The organism is Ureibacillus thermophilus (assembly GCF_004331915.1).
Taxonomy (GTDB): domain Bacteria; phylum Bacillota; class Bacilli; order Bacillales_A; family Planococcaceae; genus Ureibacillus; species Ureibacillus thermophilus.
The window spans coordinates 1,771,386-1,785,800 of sequence record NZ_CP036528.1; the positions used below are offsets into that span (position 1 = coordinate 1,771,386).

Here is a 14,415-nt window from a genome sequence, read left to right on the forward strand (position 1 = left end):
GATTTATCGTTACTCATGTGCAGCGTGTTCAGAATGCATTTCGTGTTCAGCATCCATTTCATCATCAGCAGTATGCTCATGTTCTGGCGCGGGTGAGAAATCAAGATGCGTTCCAGTAAACGTCATGCGTCCGAGATGGCCAGGTTCTAATAATTGATTGAATTCATCTTCTGTTAACGGTTCCGCTGTTTCATGTACTTCATCCACCCATTCATCAAATTCCGTTTGAGTCATGGCTGTGACGGTAAATGTATTTTCAGCAAAGCCTTTGCCGTTGAAGTTAGCATTTCGTCCTGTATATTCTCCTGGGGTTTCTGCCGCTAAGTGAAGCGTTGTTACCATGTCTGCCATGGCATATTTTTGTCCACCTAATTGGGGAATCCAGAAACTTGTAATAGGGCCGAAAGAATAAAGTTTGAATTCAATTGGTCGATTGGTTGGAATATACAAATAATTCACCGTTTCGATTTCTTGTTCAGGGTAGCTGAAATGCCATTTCCAGTTGGAAGTTGAAGCATAAATCACCAGTGGCTCCTGGTCTTCATATCCTTCTGGGATGTTTTCTACAATATAGTTGCTTTTCACTGTAACTATGGATAGAAAAGCGACAATAATGATTGGAACTCCAATAAGAATACCTTCTAAAATAGGATTTCCTTCGATATGAGGAGGCTCATAATCTTCTGGAAGTTTAGAAGCCCGATATTTAACGAGCATGTATACAAGCAAAACTAAAACGACAATAACAATAAACGCCATAATCCAAATGGAAATCATGATGTCGTGTGCTTGTCTTTCCGCTTGTGGGCCTTTTGGATCTAACACAAGTAAAGGTTCACAACCGCTAAGGAAAACTACAAGCATGGATAGCAATAACAGCAGTGCTCCTTTGAGTTTCATTGAAGTGCTCCTTTCGAAGGTCAAAAAGAAAATCACTTTTCGACGTTCATAAAATATGTTTGAGTCAATAATATATCAAAATAAAAAAATTAAAAGTGTTTTCACTGTGTGAATAGTAAAAATTCACATTTCGGACATGCTTTTATTCACAATTTGTCAATATTTGTTCCAAATCATAACCTTTTTTATTAGGCACTATCTAAATATGGGATATATTGTTATTTGTTTTTCTAGAATAATTTTTTAATTCTAAGGTGCTAACCATAATTGCAGAAAAAAGAGCGAAAAGACTTCATGATGTACGTCTATTAAAATTTCTATATAATATAGAAAGGAATTTTATATTGAAAGAGAAGATGGGATTATGAGTCATTTAATTGTTTCGAATTTAACTAAAAGTGTTGGAGATAAAACCCTTTTTAAAAATGTGGAATTTACAATTTATGAAGGGGAGCGGGTTGGACTGATTGGCATAAACGGAACCGGCAAGTCCACATTGCTTGCCATTTTGGCAGGAGAGTTGGAAGCCGATTCAATTGAAATGGACCACCCAAACAAATACCGCATTGCCTATTTGCCGCAAAAACCGGTATTTGAAGAAGAGGTGACGGTGCTGCAAGCCGTCTTTTCTGGAAATTCCCCGATTATGGAATTAAACCGGGAGTATGAAGAGGTAGTCAAAGCTTTAAGTCTTCATCCTGAATCAGAAAAATTGCAAAATCAATTGTTCCAGCTGCAACAGCGGATGGATGCAGAAAAAGCATGGGATGTCAATGCCCTTGCGAAGCAGGCATTAACGAAGCTCGGCATTGACCAATTTAATGAAAAAGTATCCAATTTATCCGGCGGCCAGCAAAAACGTGTAGCTTTGGCTAAGGTGCTTATAGAACCGGCAGACCTTTATCTCTTAGACGAGCCGACAAACCATCTTGATGCTGAATCAACAGAATGGCTTCAAGAGATGATTTTGCGGTTAAAAGGGGCAATCATTTTCATTACCCATGACCGATACTTTTTGGATGAAATCGCAACACATATTTATGAATTGGCTGACCAAACCCTTTACCGCCATAACGGCAATTACGCAGCCTTTTTGGAAGCCCGGGCAATTCGGGAAGAAAATAAACAGGCGACGCAAGAAAAACTTCGCAACCGCTACCGCAATGAATTAAAGTGGATTCGCCGAGGGGCAAAGGCGAGAACAACAAAGCAAAAGGCGAGAATTCAGCGGTTTGAAGAGCTGGAAAAGAAACTTGAACGCCATGTGGAAGATGCGAAACTGGAAATGTCTTTAGCTTCTACCCGATTAGGAAAAAAAGTTTTGGAGGGAATTGCTTTATCTAAATCATTCGGCGATCGGGTGATTTTAAAAGATTTTAATTTTTTAATCCAACAAGGCGACCGCATCGGCATTGTCGGGGCAAATGGCTACGGAAAATCTACTTTATTAAAAATCTTGGCAGGCGAATTAAAACCGGATGATGGAGAATTGATTGTCGGCCCTACGGTGAAAATTGCTCACTTTCATCAAGTGCTTCCTGAGATGAATGAAAATCAGCGGATGATTGAATATATTCGGGAAGCTTCCAATGACATTACCGACTCTGAAGGGATCCGCTATTCTGCGGCGCAAATGTTGGAAAGATTTTTATTCCCGTTACATACCCATGGAACGCCTATCGGGAAATTGTCCGGCGGCGAACGGAAACGGCTTCATCTGTTAAGACTGTTGATGGAGCAGCCGAACGTCTTATTGTTGGACGAGCCGACCAATGATTTAGATATTGAAACCCTCGGCGTATTGGAAGATTTCATTGAACATTTTCCAGGTGTTGTAATTACGATCTCCCATGACCGTTTCTTTTTGGACCGGATTGCAAAAAAATTGTGGATTTTAGATGGAAAAGGTAATGTAGAGGTGAGCTACGATTTATATACAGAGTATTTGGCAAAGAAAGCTGTAGCAGAGAAAGTGGAGAACAAAACAGAGAAACCAAAGCAAGAAAAGCCGAAAACGGAAAAACGAAAACTGACTTATAAAGAACAGAAAGAATGGGAAACCATCGAAGAAACCATTACCCAAGTGGAGCAGCAAATCGCAGAAATGGAAGAACAGATGGCAGAGTGCGGCTCTGATTATGTGAAACTGCAAGAGTACACAGAAAAATTAAACGAACTCAATGCAGAATATGAGCGGCTCATTGAAAGATGGACCTATTTAGATGAAATTGTAAATGGAGGGAAAGACGCTTGAAAATTGTTACGATTGAACCAACACCAAGCCCAAACTCAATGAAAGTTGTAGTGGATGAAGAGCTGCCTTTTGGTAAAAGTTTTAATTATACAAAAGAAAATAAGCAAGAAGCGCCAAAGGAAATCCAAGATATTTTAAACATTGAAGGGGTAAAAGGCGTTTACCGTGTAGCGGACTTTTTAGCAGTGGAACGGAATCCAAAATACCAATGGGAATCAATTCTATCCCAAGTCCGTAATGCCCTTGGAGAACAAACAGAGCAAATGGAAAAAGAGGAGCAGGCAGTTGACCATTATGGAGAAGTGTTTGTCCATGTACAAATGTTTCGGGGATTGCCGCTTCAAATTAAAGTTTTTGATGCCAACGGGGAACATCGTATTTCTACAGGAGAGCGCTTTGTCAATGCCTTTCATCAAATCAAAATTGACAAAACCGATGAAAACTACATTTTGGAGCGGACATGGGCCGACTTTGGCGTTCGCTATGGAGATAAAGAAGAAATTGCCCAAAGCGTTTTAAAGGAAATTGAAGCAACTTATCCCGATGAACGCATTGCCCGCATTGTGGAAGCGGCCAATGCCAAAAAGCAGGAAACGGTGAAGCGCAGAAAAATTACGGTGGAAGAATTTAGCGTCGATGATTGGAAGGAACGCTTCCAAATGCTGGACCAAATCCCGGACCCGGATTTAGACGACTTGCCGCTTTTAGAAAAAGCCCTTGAAGATGAGCAAATGTCCATCCGGAGACTTGCCACAGTATATTTAGGTATGATTAAAGATAAAGCGGTTGTGCCATTATTGATTCGTGCGCTGAAGGATAAAAGCCCAGCTGTTCGCCGTACAGCAGGGGACTGCATGAGCGACCTTGGCTTTGTGGAATTTGAACCGGCTATGATGGAAGCGTTGAAAGATCAAAATAAATTGGTGCGTTGGCGCGCGGCGATGTTTTTATATGAATCAGGTACAGAACGATGCCTGCCTGCCTTAAGAGAAGCAGAAAATGACCCTGAATTTGAAGTAAGGCTGCAAATAAAAATGGCCATTGCCCGAATAGAACAAGGAGAGGAAGCGAAAGGCTCCGTCTGGAAGCAGATGATGGAGAGAAATAATCAATAAAATGATGCTGGGTTTATCTAGAAAAAGGTTTCATTCTAGGTAAACCCAATTTAATTGAATAAAAAGCGGGATTGTCGGAAATTCCGCTTTTTCTAAAAAATCAATAACCTGCTATGTATTCGCCAATAAAAAATTATTGTGCCAGCTTCTTTTGCTTGCGAGTTTCTGCAGAACTTGCTGGCTTCAAAACGGTATATAAAATACCCCCGAAAATAAATAAAATTCCTACGCACTGAAGCCATGTCGGCCTGAAACTGAGAATGGTTATATCTAGTAAAATCGCCACCACTGGATCGACGAAAGTCAATACCGAAACTATAATCGTCGGCAAATGGCGGATGCTGTCAAAGAATAAATAATAAACAAAGCCGGTATGGATAATGCCGGTGCCTAAAATAAAGAAAATATTTTTTGCCGATAAACCGTGGAATACCGAAAAATCACACATGGATAGAAGCATCACAATGCCGACAATTGTCTGCAAAAAGGTTGTGGCATAGGGCGATAAATTTTTCAGCGTTTTGCTTAAAAACATAGTCATCGCATAACAAAATGCAGAAAGCAACGCCCATAGAAAACCTGAATTCATAAAGGCTTCTATTGAATGTAAATGCTCAATCCCGGTAATGAAAATCGCTCCCATAAAACATACAATAATGGCCGCTACATTTCCAATCGTAACCCGTTCCCTCAAAAAGACTGCACCTAAAATCAACACAATAATCGGCGCTAGATTATAAATGGAAATGGCGATGGAAATGGACATTTCTTCAAATGCCTTAAATAAAAACACCCAGTTCAAAACGAGAAATACCCCGCAGCATAGTATTTGAATGGCCTCTTTCCGATTCCAGGCTTCTGTTTTATGTCCACCCGTCACAAACCAAAGACCGCCTAAAAACAATGTTGCACAAATGCAACGGACAAATACCAGCTCTATTGCTGGGATTCCTGCATTGACGGTAAATAAACCAATGGAACCGAAAATGGCCATACTTGCTGCCAATTTCAAAATAGCTGATACGTTCACAAAGTATTCCCCTTATCACAAATTTTGCGAAAAATCGGAAATAAAGCAATATAAAATCTATTAAATTACATTTATATCAATTTGGCAATACTATTATAAATTACTATGAAGAAATAAAGCAGAATTAATATCTTTTATCCTAAGAATAGTGTAGACTTAGGTTATCAGCAGATAAGTACAATTTCAACAATGTAAACGTTTACTTTAAGTTTTTTATAGTTGAAAAGGAGACTGTTTTTTATGGAAAAAAATGTTCGCATTGAAAAAGATTTTTTAGGTGAAAAAGAAATCCCGATAGATGCTTATTACGGAGTGCAAACAATGCGCGCCACTGAAAACTTCCCAATTACAGGATATCGTATTCATCCTGAATTAATTAAGTCGCTTGGGATTGTAAAAAAAGCAGCCGCACTAGCGAACATGGAAGTAGGTTTATTAGATAAAACAATAGGGGAATATATTGTAAAAGCAGCTGATGAAGTCATCGAAGGTAAATGGGATGACCAGTTTATTGTGGACCCGATTCAAGGGGGAGCTGGTACTTCCATCAACATGAACGCTAATGAAGTCATCGCCAACCGTGCGTTGGAATTAATGGGAGCAGAAAAAGGGAACTATTCCCTTATCAGTCCAAACAGCCACGTGAATATGTCCCAATCTACAAACGATGCTTTCCCAACGGCTACACATATTGCCGTGTTAAGTTTATTAAATCAATTAATTGACACGACCAAAACAATGCAACAAGTATTTTTGAATAAAGCTGATGAGTTTGCTGGAATCATTAAAATGGGCAGAACGCACTTGCAAGATGCTGTTCCGATTTTGCTAGGGCAAGAATTTGAAGCCTATGCACGCGTCATTGCCCGGGATGTTGAACGCATTTCCAATACAAAAAATAATTTATATGAAGTGAATATGGGGGCAACAGCCGTAGGAACAGGTTTAAATGCAGAGCCTGAATATATTAAAATCGTAACTGAACATTTAGTGAAATTGAGCGGCCATCCATTAAGAAGCGCAAAACATTTAGTCGATGCAACGCAAAATACGGATTGCTATACAGAAGTATCTGCTGCATTGAAAATTTGCATGATTAATATGTCCAAAATCGCCAATGACTTGCGCTTAATGGCATCTGGTCCACGGGCAGGATTATCAGAAATTATCCTTCCAGCCCGCCAACCAGGTTCTTCTATCATGCCGGGTAAAGTAAATCCAGTAATGCCAGAAGTGGTGAACCAAGTGGCATTCCAAGTCATCGGTAATGATTTAACAATTTCAGCCGCTTCCGAAGCAGGACAATTTGAGTTGAATGTAATGGAACCGGTATTATTCTTTAATTTAATCCAATCTATTTCCATCATGAACAATGTGTTTAAAACATTCACAGAAAACTGCTTAAAAGGTATTCAAGCTAATGAAGAACGGATGAAAGAATACGTTGAAAGAAGCATCGGCATCATTACAGCCATCAACCCGCATGTTGGATATGAAACAGCAGCAAAATTAGCACGCGAAGCATACCTCACTGGCGAATCCATCCGTGATCTTTGCATTAAATATGATGTATTAACGGAAGAACAATTAAATGAAATTTTAAATCCTTATGAAATGACACACCCTGGCATTGCAGGAAAACATTGATATGAATTGGCAAAGGGCACAATAAATGGCCCTTTGCTTTTTTGTGCGCCCGGCATGTACATGAACGATAGGGTGTAAGTCCCGAACGCGGAAGACAGAAGTAGAGGTTAGCTCAACGCAAGGGTGTCCGTGGTGACGCGGAATCTGAAGGAAGAAAGCGGCAAACTTCCGGTCCGAGGAACACGAACCTCATATAAGGCTAGGTATGATTGAGTGAGTTTGCAAAACAAAACAAAGCTCTTTCTGTCGAAGGTCATATCGAGTAAATGAGGCGGATAGATGGTGTGAAAGTGCATGTACTTACCCGGGGAGGTCTGGCGGATAGGTGAAGTACGCTTCATAACCTACTTAGTGATAAGTAGCTGAACCGTCAGAAGTCAGCAGAGGTCATCGTATTAGTTGGTTTAGAACTACTAAGAAGGACCGAACAATGAAGAGAGAAAAGCCCTTGGCATTCAGTGAGTCATGATGAACACAGAAAACGCAGTACCTCACTTGAGGGAGGAGGCGGTGAATCCCGTGGGGGACCTCTTGGAGGGTGGAGTGACCACTGGCATAAAGAGAACAGCTATTCACGGAAGTTATAAAAACTTGCGTCAATGATCTTAATTGAACCGCCGTATACGGAACCGTACGTACGGTGGTGTGAGAGGACGGGAGTTCATCGCTCCCTCCTACTCGATTTGGAAGGATGGATGGAGTACAAAATGGGGGAATATGCGAACCAATGGGAGGAGCAAACGCACGAATCGTGGCAGTATCCGCACGAAATGAGGAGGTAAACGCACGAAATGAGGAGGCAACCGCGCGAAATGGAGCAGTATCCGCACGAAATGAGGAGGCAACCGCCCGAAACGAGGCAGTATCCGCACAAAAGGAGAAGGTAAACGCACGAAATGGAGTAGTAAACGCACGAAATGGAGCAGTATCCGCACGAAATGAGGAGGCAAACGCGCGAAATGAGGCAGTATCCGCACGAAATGAGGAGGCAACCGCCCGAAACGAGGCAGTATCCGCACGAAATGAGGAGGCAACCGCCCGAAACGAGGCAGTATCCGCCCGAAATGAGGAGGCAAACGCGCGAAATGGAGCAGTATCCGCACGAAATGAGGAGGTAAACGCACGAAACGAGGCAGTATCCGCACGAAATATGGAAGTATCCGCACGAATGGAGAAGGCAACCGCACGAAACAATGCAGTATCCGCACCAAATGAGGAGGTAAACGCACGAAATGAGGCAGTATCCGCACGAAATGAGGAGGCAAACGCGCGAAATGGAGCAGTATCCGCACGAATGGAGAAGGCAACCGCACGAAACGAGGCAGTATCCGCCCGAAATGAGGAGGCAAACGCACGAAATATGGAAGTAAACGCACGAATTGGAGTAGTAAACGCACGAAACGAGGCAGTATCCGCACAAAAGGAGAAGGTAAACGCACGAAACGAGGCAGTATCCGCACGAAATATGGAAGTATCCGCCCGAAATGAGGAGGTAAACGCACGAAACGAGGCAGTATCCGCACAAAATATGGAAGTATCCGCACGAATGGAGAAGGCAACCGCACGAAAGAGAGGAGCAACCGCCCGAAACGAGGCAGTATCCGCACAAAAGGAGAAGGTAAACGCCCGAAACGTGGCAGTATCCGCCCGAAATGAGGAGGTAAACGCACGAAACGAGGCAGTATCCGCCCGAAATGAGGAGGTAAACGCACGAAACAATGCAGTATACGCACGAAAGGAGCCAACAACCACACCAAATAAACCAACTGAAGCAGCAACCAACACCTTAAAAAATAAACAGGGAACCAGATTGATTCCCCATGCACACATATCTATATTTCTTTTTAAGGAGCAGCTATTTCCGTTTTAGATAAAAGTTCCTTTAAAAACTGATCCCGCAGTTCAGGGGATTGCTGCTCTCCATCAAGAAGCATAGCACCTACCGTAAAATCCGATAAATCCTTCTCCACAATAAATTGCAAGTTCACATTTGCTTTCTTCTCTCCATTTACCGGGCAAGCACCTTTAAACTCTACTACATTCTGGCGATTATTGGTTCTAAAATAGACCCATTCTTCCTCGTCACATTGCCCATTCAAAGCATTTTCCAAATTCACTGATCCATTTTCCAAAGTCGCGCTTTTTATATAAGATATATATTCTTTCCCTTCATCAGGTTTAGTCATATACCACAATATAAATATGATGAGAAGTGGAACAATCCATAAAATCGTTCTTTTAGATACATTCTGCATAGCTTAAAATTCCCCCCACCTTTGTAATGAAATTATAACATTACAAAAATACTATTTCTATAAAAAGTTATATTCTTGCTCTTAAAAACAGAAAATATCTGGAACAACACAAATAAGCCTTATTTGTAAAAAAGCATTATAATAAAAACAGGTGATGCTAGACAATGAAACTTATTTTGACCGAAAAACCATCTGTAGCGAAAAACATTGCAGATGCATTAAACATTAAATCAAAAAAAGACGGATATTATGAAGGAAATGGCTATATTATTACGTGGGCGTTTGGGCATCTACTTGAACTATATGATGCCAAAGACTATGACCCGAAAATGAAAACGTGGAGAATGGAATATTTTCCTTTTATCCCATCCCAATTTCAATACAAAGTAAAAGGGGATGTTGGCACAAAAAAACAACTGAAAATCATTCAAGAGCTCATCCATCGCCAAGACGTAGAAATGATTATCTCCGCCTGCGATTACGATCGGGAAGGGCAGTTGATTGGGGATACAATCATATACAAGATGAAACCAACAAAACCCGTATACCGTATGCTGCAAAATGAATGGACACAGGAAGAAGTGCTGAAAGGACTCCAAAATATAATTCCCAATACCAAAATGCGACCGCTTCTAGATGCAGGCATATGCCGCCAATGGGCAGATTGGGTCATTGGCATTAATTTAACTTCTGTTGCCACATTGAAATATCAGAAAGGCTCTGGCAGCGCGTTAAACATTGGAAGAGTGCTGCTTCCGACATTAAAAATCATTTATGACCGGGACAAGGAAATCGAATCATTTGTTCCAGAAGAGTATTTCAAATTAGAAGCCGCTTTTAAAACAAAAGAGGGCAAAGAATATAAAGGAATCTATGTTGAAGAGAAAGAAGAAAAATTCAAAGAGCGGTCTCCCCTTGAACGCATACAACAGGCGCTGGATGGCCAAAAGGCTCGAATCATTGAAAAAACAGTTGAAAGGAAAAAAGAATATCCGCCCTATTTATTCAACTTGACGAATTTGCAAGGGTACATAACAAGCAAATATAAAGGTTGGACTTCTGATAAAGTACTAAAAGTTGCCCAATCTCTTTATGAAAAGAAATATATTACATACCCACGCACAGCAAGCGTCGTGTTGGAAGAAAGTTTAGTAGAAAAAGCGAAAAAAGTGCTCCATATCGTCAAACAAGGCTTGCCTTATGAAGATGAAATCGTGTTTGCGAAAACAAAGCGGGTTTTTGACAATTCCAAAGTGGAAAGCCATAGCGCTATCATTCCGACCTATGTGAAACCGTCCTCCCTCTCGAAAGATGAAGCCATTGTGTATGATGCTATAAAGAACCGCTTTATTATGCAATTTATGCCTGTTGCTGAGCATGAAGAAACAAAAATCGCTACAAAAGTGGAACATAAAGAAATTTCTGGAATATTTATATCAAGGGGAAGAGTTCAAGTGGTGGAAGGATGGCGGAAAGTTGAAAAAGTCGAAACAAAAGATACAATCCTTCCCCATGTTACCATTGGTGAACAAGCGGAAATTGTGGACCATGAACTTACTGCCCATGTAACAAAACCGCCGAAGCACCATACGGAAAAAACTTTATTAAAAGTGATGGAAACGTGCGGAAAAGGAAAAGAACAAGATGAGGATAACGATGCCATGATGGCAAGTGTACTTTCAGGCTTTAGCATCGGTACACCTGCAACAAGAGCTGAAACCATCCAAAAATTAAAAACAGTCGGCTACATTACAACAAAGAATAAATATTTAATGTGTACGGAACTTGGCAAAAGATTAGTCGAAACATTTCCAGTGAAAGAACTATTTGATTTGGACTTTACCGGCAGACTTGAAAAAACCCTGGCAGACATTGAGAAGCAAAAATTCCATCGGGATCAATTTCTGCAATTGATTTTTGAATTTACAAAAAATGCAGTACATCTCATAAAACAAGAAGAAGAAATCATATTAAATCAAGTGGAAAAGAATAAATTTGAATCCCTTGGAAAATGTCCTATCTGCGGTCATGATGTCATTGAAGGGAAAAGAGGCTTTGGCTGCAGCAACTGGAAAAAAGGCTGCAAATTTGTTATTTGGAAAGAAGATAAATTTCTCGCTTCCATGAAAAAGAAACCAACCAAAACGATGGTGAAGCAGCTGTTGAAAAAGGGGAACGTGCTCGTAAAAGGGCTTGTCAGCAAAAAAGGAAATAAATTTGATGCCATATTGCGTTATGAAAAACATCCTGAACAAGATACATTCAGTTGGAAAATGGAATTTCCGAAGAAACAATAAACTTATAACATCTATTCATGAAATTAATAAAATTTATCCATAAAAAACTATTTATTTATTTTCGATTTTATCTAGAAAAATCAAGATAATATTATATAATAAAACTAAAATTCAAAGATGGTGTGTAATGCAAAATAAAAGTGCAGAGTATTGCCATACACTTGGCGTTGGGACTTTACATGGAGCGCCGAGCATGATAGCCTCGTTCAGGCAAAAGCCAGCCCTTGATATTGCTGGCTTCGAGGCTTTTTAATCATGCTCGCAGAGGCTCCATGTCAAGTTGCAACACTATGCATTTGCAATTGCACAACTGTGTACTTTTTCATTGCAAAACACAGATGGTCTTTGCATTAAACTTTTGCCATGTTAAGAACAATCGTGTACATCTATTTTTCAATAGGTGTGCACGGTTTTCTTTTCAAAAATGGTAGGCAATAACGCAGCCTGTTTTATCCATCTACATATAATAGGTAAAATTAGTTGTACTGTATAAAATTTTGCAAAAATTTTAATCTTTTTGATTAAATAGTCTTGACGTTTTTTTAAAAAATTTGTACACTGTGGAAAGTCAAATGTTTTTATGGAAAATACAATCTTGGAAAGTAAGGATTTGATGATGAGATGATAGTGTGTAAATTTGGTGGAACTTCAGTTGCAAGTGCAGAACAAATTCAAAAAGTGGCAAATATTGTGAAAGAAAATCCAAAAAGAAAAATTGTTGTGGTATCTGCACCTGGAAAACGTTTCAGCGATGATATTAAAGTGACGGATTTATTGATTGATTTAGCAGAGGCAGTGCTTCAAAATAGTGAAGTGGAAGAAAAATTGCAAATCGTTATTAATCGATATAAGGACATTGCTGAAGGGCTCGGCCTCGACCATAAAATTTCTGAAGTAATCGAAAAAGACTTGCGTGAACGCATTTCATCAAAATTAGATAAAGATATATTTATTGATAATTTAAAAGCAAGTGGAGAAGACAATAATGCTAAATTGGTGGCTGAGTACTTCAACTCCATTGGATTGAAAGCAAAATATGTCAGTCCAAAAGAAGGGTTGATTGTAAACGATCCGCCTGAAAGAACGTTTGCACTGCCAGAAACTTATGAAAATTTAAAAGACCTTGGAAAAGGCGAAGAAATCGTTGTTTTCCCTGGATTCTTCGGATATACAAAAGATGGTGTTTTGCGCACATTTGACCGCGGCGGTTCCGACATTACAGGCTCCATTTTAGCTGCTGCAGTAAGAGCGGAACTGTATGAAAACTTCACAGATGTGGATTGCGTTTTTTCCGCCAATCCAAAAGTGGTAAATGACCCAATCGGCATCGAAGAAATTACCTATCGTGAAATGCGCGAACTTTCTTATGCAGGCTTTTCTGTATTCCATGACGAAGCCTTAATCCCAGTATTCAAATTTGGAATTCCAGTTAATATCAAAAATACTAACAATCCTGCTGCACCAGGAACACGAATCATGCCAACGCGCAAACCAAATGGCCGTCCAGTCATAGGCATTGCCGCTGACCATGGATTCTCTACTTTATATGTTTCCAAATATTTAATGAACCGTGAAATCGGCTTTGGAAGAAAACTATTGCAAATTATCGAAGAAGAGTATATTTCCTATGAACATACGCCATCTGGAGTGGATGATATTTCGGTTATTATCCGTTCCAATCAATTAACGCCGGAAAAAGAAGAACGCATTGTGAAACGAGTGAAGGAAGAACTTCATGCGGATGATGTATATTTCCGCCACGGTTTTTCCATGATTGTCATTGTCGGGGAAGGCATGCGCAAAAACAAAGGGTTGGCAGCGCGGGCCGCTTCAGCTATCTCCAGAACAGGCGCAAACATCGAAATGATCAACCAAGGTTCTTCTGAAGTGAGCCTTGTATTCGGCGTTCTTCAACAATATGAAGATCAATGTTTACGAGCATTATATGAGGAATTTTTTACACCCGTAACCATCTAACAAAATGAGCGGATTGGAAAGCAATGAGTTTTCCGGTTCGCTCTTTTTAATAACCCATTCCTTTTCTCCATTTCTATAGTCCTCTGCAGCATCGAATTTTTCTGTTTTCAAATGTATATCAAAGCTGAAGAAACAAGTAAAATATAAAATTTAAAGAGAAAAAATGCAAATATTAGAAAAGTTTATGAATTTTTCTGAATAATGAATTATTAGTAGAAAAAATATTATATATTAATAAAGATAGTAGAAAGTAATAAAAAAATGTATAATAAGTTTAGGAGGAGTGAAATCATGGAAAAAAAGGGGATTTTTTTATATCCAGAAAATCCTGTAACTCGCTTTTTGTTCAATGATACGCGTTCTGCGGCCATTTGGCTCATTATCCGAATTTATTTAGGGTGGGCTTGGCTTCAAGCGGGATTCCATAAAATCTTTGATGATGCATGGACAGGAAAGAATGCTGGAGCAGCGGTAAGTGGCTATTTGAAAGGAGCAATTGAAAAAGCCTCAACAACCAATGATGTACCAGGGTGGTATGCATTATTTCTGGAATACGTTTGCTTGCCAAATGCAAAAATCATCAGCTTTTTAGTGGCATTTGGTGAAGTGCTTGTTGGTCTAGGGCTTATTGTTGGATTATTTACAGCCATTGCAGCCTTTTTCGGCGCATTTATGAACGTTGCTTTCTTATTTGCAGGAACTGTCAGCACTAATCCTCGTTTATTGCTGCTAGAAATACTTATCTTGCTTGCTTGGAAAGTAGCGGGATGGTATGGTTTGGATCGCTGGGCATTATTGAAGCTAGGCACACCTTGGGGAAAAATCAGAGGCGAAAAAAATCAAACAACTATATCCAATACATAGCACTTATGGTAGAATATTTTTACATAATAACATCAAAAAAAACGTTGCTTTCTTGGCAACGTTTTTTTATGGAAAA

The 14,415-nt window shown here is 39.8% G+C and carries 10 protein-coding genes; 7 read left to right on the top strand and 3 right to left on the bottom strand.

The window, feature by feature from the left end:
- Positions 1 to 9: 9 nt before the first annotated feature.
- On the bottom strand, positions 10 to 900 hold the full coding sequence (gene qoxA / locus DKZ56_RS08770; protein WP_208649635.1) for a cytochrome aa3 quinol oxidase subunit II: 891 nt from the start codon (positions 898 to 900) through the stop codon (positions 10 to 12).
- 364 nt (positions 901 to 1,264) lie between these two features.
- Between qoxA and DKZ56_RS08775 the strand changes: the two genes are divergently transcribed.
- Together DKZ56_RS08775 and DKZ56_RS08780 are read left to right on the top strand one after the other, a co-directional pair.
- Positions 1,265 to 3,154, top strand: a complete 1,890-nt coding sequence (locus DKZ56_RS08775; RefSeq protein ID WP_208649636.1) for an ABC-F family ATP-binding cassette domain-containing protein — start codon at positions 1,265 to 1,267, stop codon at positions 3,152 to 3,154.
- Positions 3,151 to 4,269 (top strand): conserved virulence factor C family protein, encoded by a 1,119-nt coding sequence (locus DKZ56_RS08780; protein ID WP_208649637.1) that lies wholly within the window; start codon positions 3,151 to 3,153, stop codon positions 4,267 to 4,269. The genes DKZ56_RS08775 and DKZ56_RS08780 overlap by 4 nt, the downstream gene beginning before the upstream one ends.
- A gap of 133 nt (positions 4,270 to 4,402) precedes the next feature.
- Here the strand turns inward: DKZ56_RS08780 and DKZ56_RS08785 are convergent, their stop codons facing one another.
- On the bottom strand, positions 4,403 to 5,299 hold the full coding sequence (locus tag DKZ56_RS08785) for a DMT family transporter (RefSeq protein WP_208649638.1): 897 nt from the start codon (positions 5,297 to 5,299) through the stop codon (positions 4,403 to 4,405).
- 240 nt (positions 5,300 to 5,539) lie between these two features.
- Between DKZ56_RS08785 and aspA the strand changes: the two genes are divergently transcribed.
- Together aspA and DKZ56_RS08795 are read left to right on the top strand one after the other, a co-directional pair.
- Complete coding sequence (gene aspA / locus DKZ56_RS08790) at positions 5,540 to 6,946, top strand: aspartate ammonia-lyase (RefSeq protein ID WP_208649639.1); 1,407 nt, start codon at positions 5,540 to 5,542, stop codon at positions 6,944 to 6,946.
- 691 nt (positions 6,947 to 7,637) lie between these two features.
- Positions 7,638 to 8,816 carry a coiled-coil domain-containing protein gene (locus DKZ56_RS08795; RefSeq protein WP_208649640.1) on the top strand — a complete coding sequence of 393 codons (1,179 nt, stop codon included), beginning with the start codon at positions 7,638 to 7,640 and terminating at the stop codon, positions 8,814 to 8,816.
- Here the strand turns inward: DKZ56_RS08795 and DKZ56_RS08800 are convergent.
- Positions 8,791 to 9,201 carry a glucosamine 6-phosphate synthetase gene (locus DKZ56_RS08800; protein ID WP_208649641.1) on the bottom strand — a complete coding sequence of 137 codons (411 nt, stop codon included), beginning with the start codon at positions 9,199 to 9,201 and terminating at the stop codon, positions 8,791 to 8,793. The genes DKZ56_RS08795 and DKZ56_RS08800 overlap by 26 nt on opposite strands.
- 164 nt (positions 9,202 to 9,365) lie before the next feature.
- Here DKZ56_RS08800 and DKZ56_RS08805 point away from each other — a divergent pair, with 164 nt between their 5' ends.
- From DKZ56_RS08805 to DKZ56_RS08815, 3 genes are all read left to right on the top strand, one after another.
- Positions 9,366 to 11,498: a type IA DNA topoisomerase gene (locus DKZ56_RS08805; RefSeq protein ID WP_208649642.1), complete on the top strand. Its 2,133-nt coding sequence runs from the start codon at positions 9,366 to 9,368 to the stop codon at positions 11,496 to 11,498.
- A gap of 621 nt (positions 11,499 to 12,119) precedes the next feature.
- Positions 12,120 to 13,475, top strand: a complete 1,356-nt coding sequence (locus tag DKZ56_RS08810) for an aspartate kinase (protein WP_208649643.1) — start codon at positions 12,120 to 12,122, stop codon at positions 13,473 to 13,475.
- A 291-nt stretch (positions 13,476 to 13,766) separates the two neighbouring features.
- The gene (locus tag DKZ56_RS08815) at positions 13,767 to 14,339 is read left to right on the top strand and encodes a DoxX family protein (protein WP_208649644.1); all 573 of its coding nucleotides are present in this window, start codon (positions 13,767 to 13,769) and stop codon (positions 14,337 to 14,339) included.
- Positions 14,340 to 14,415: the final 76 nt, after the last annotated feature.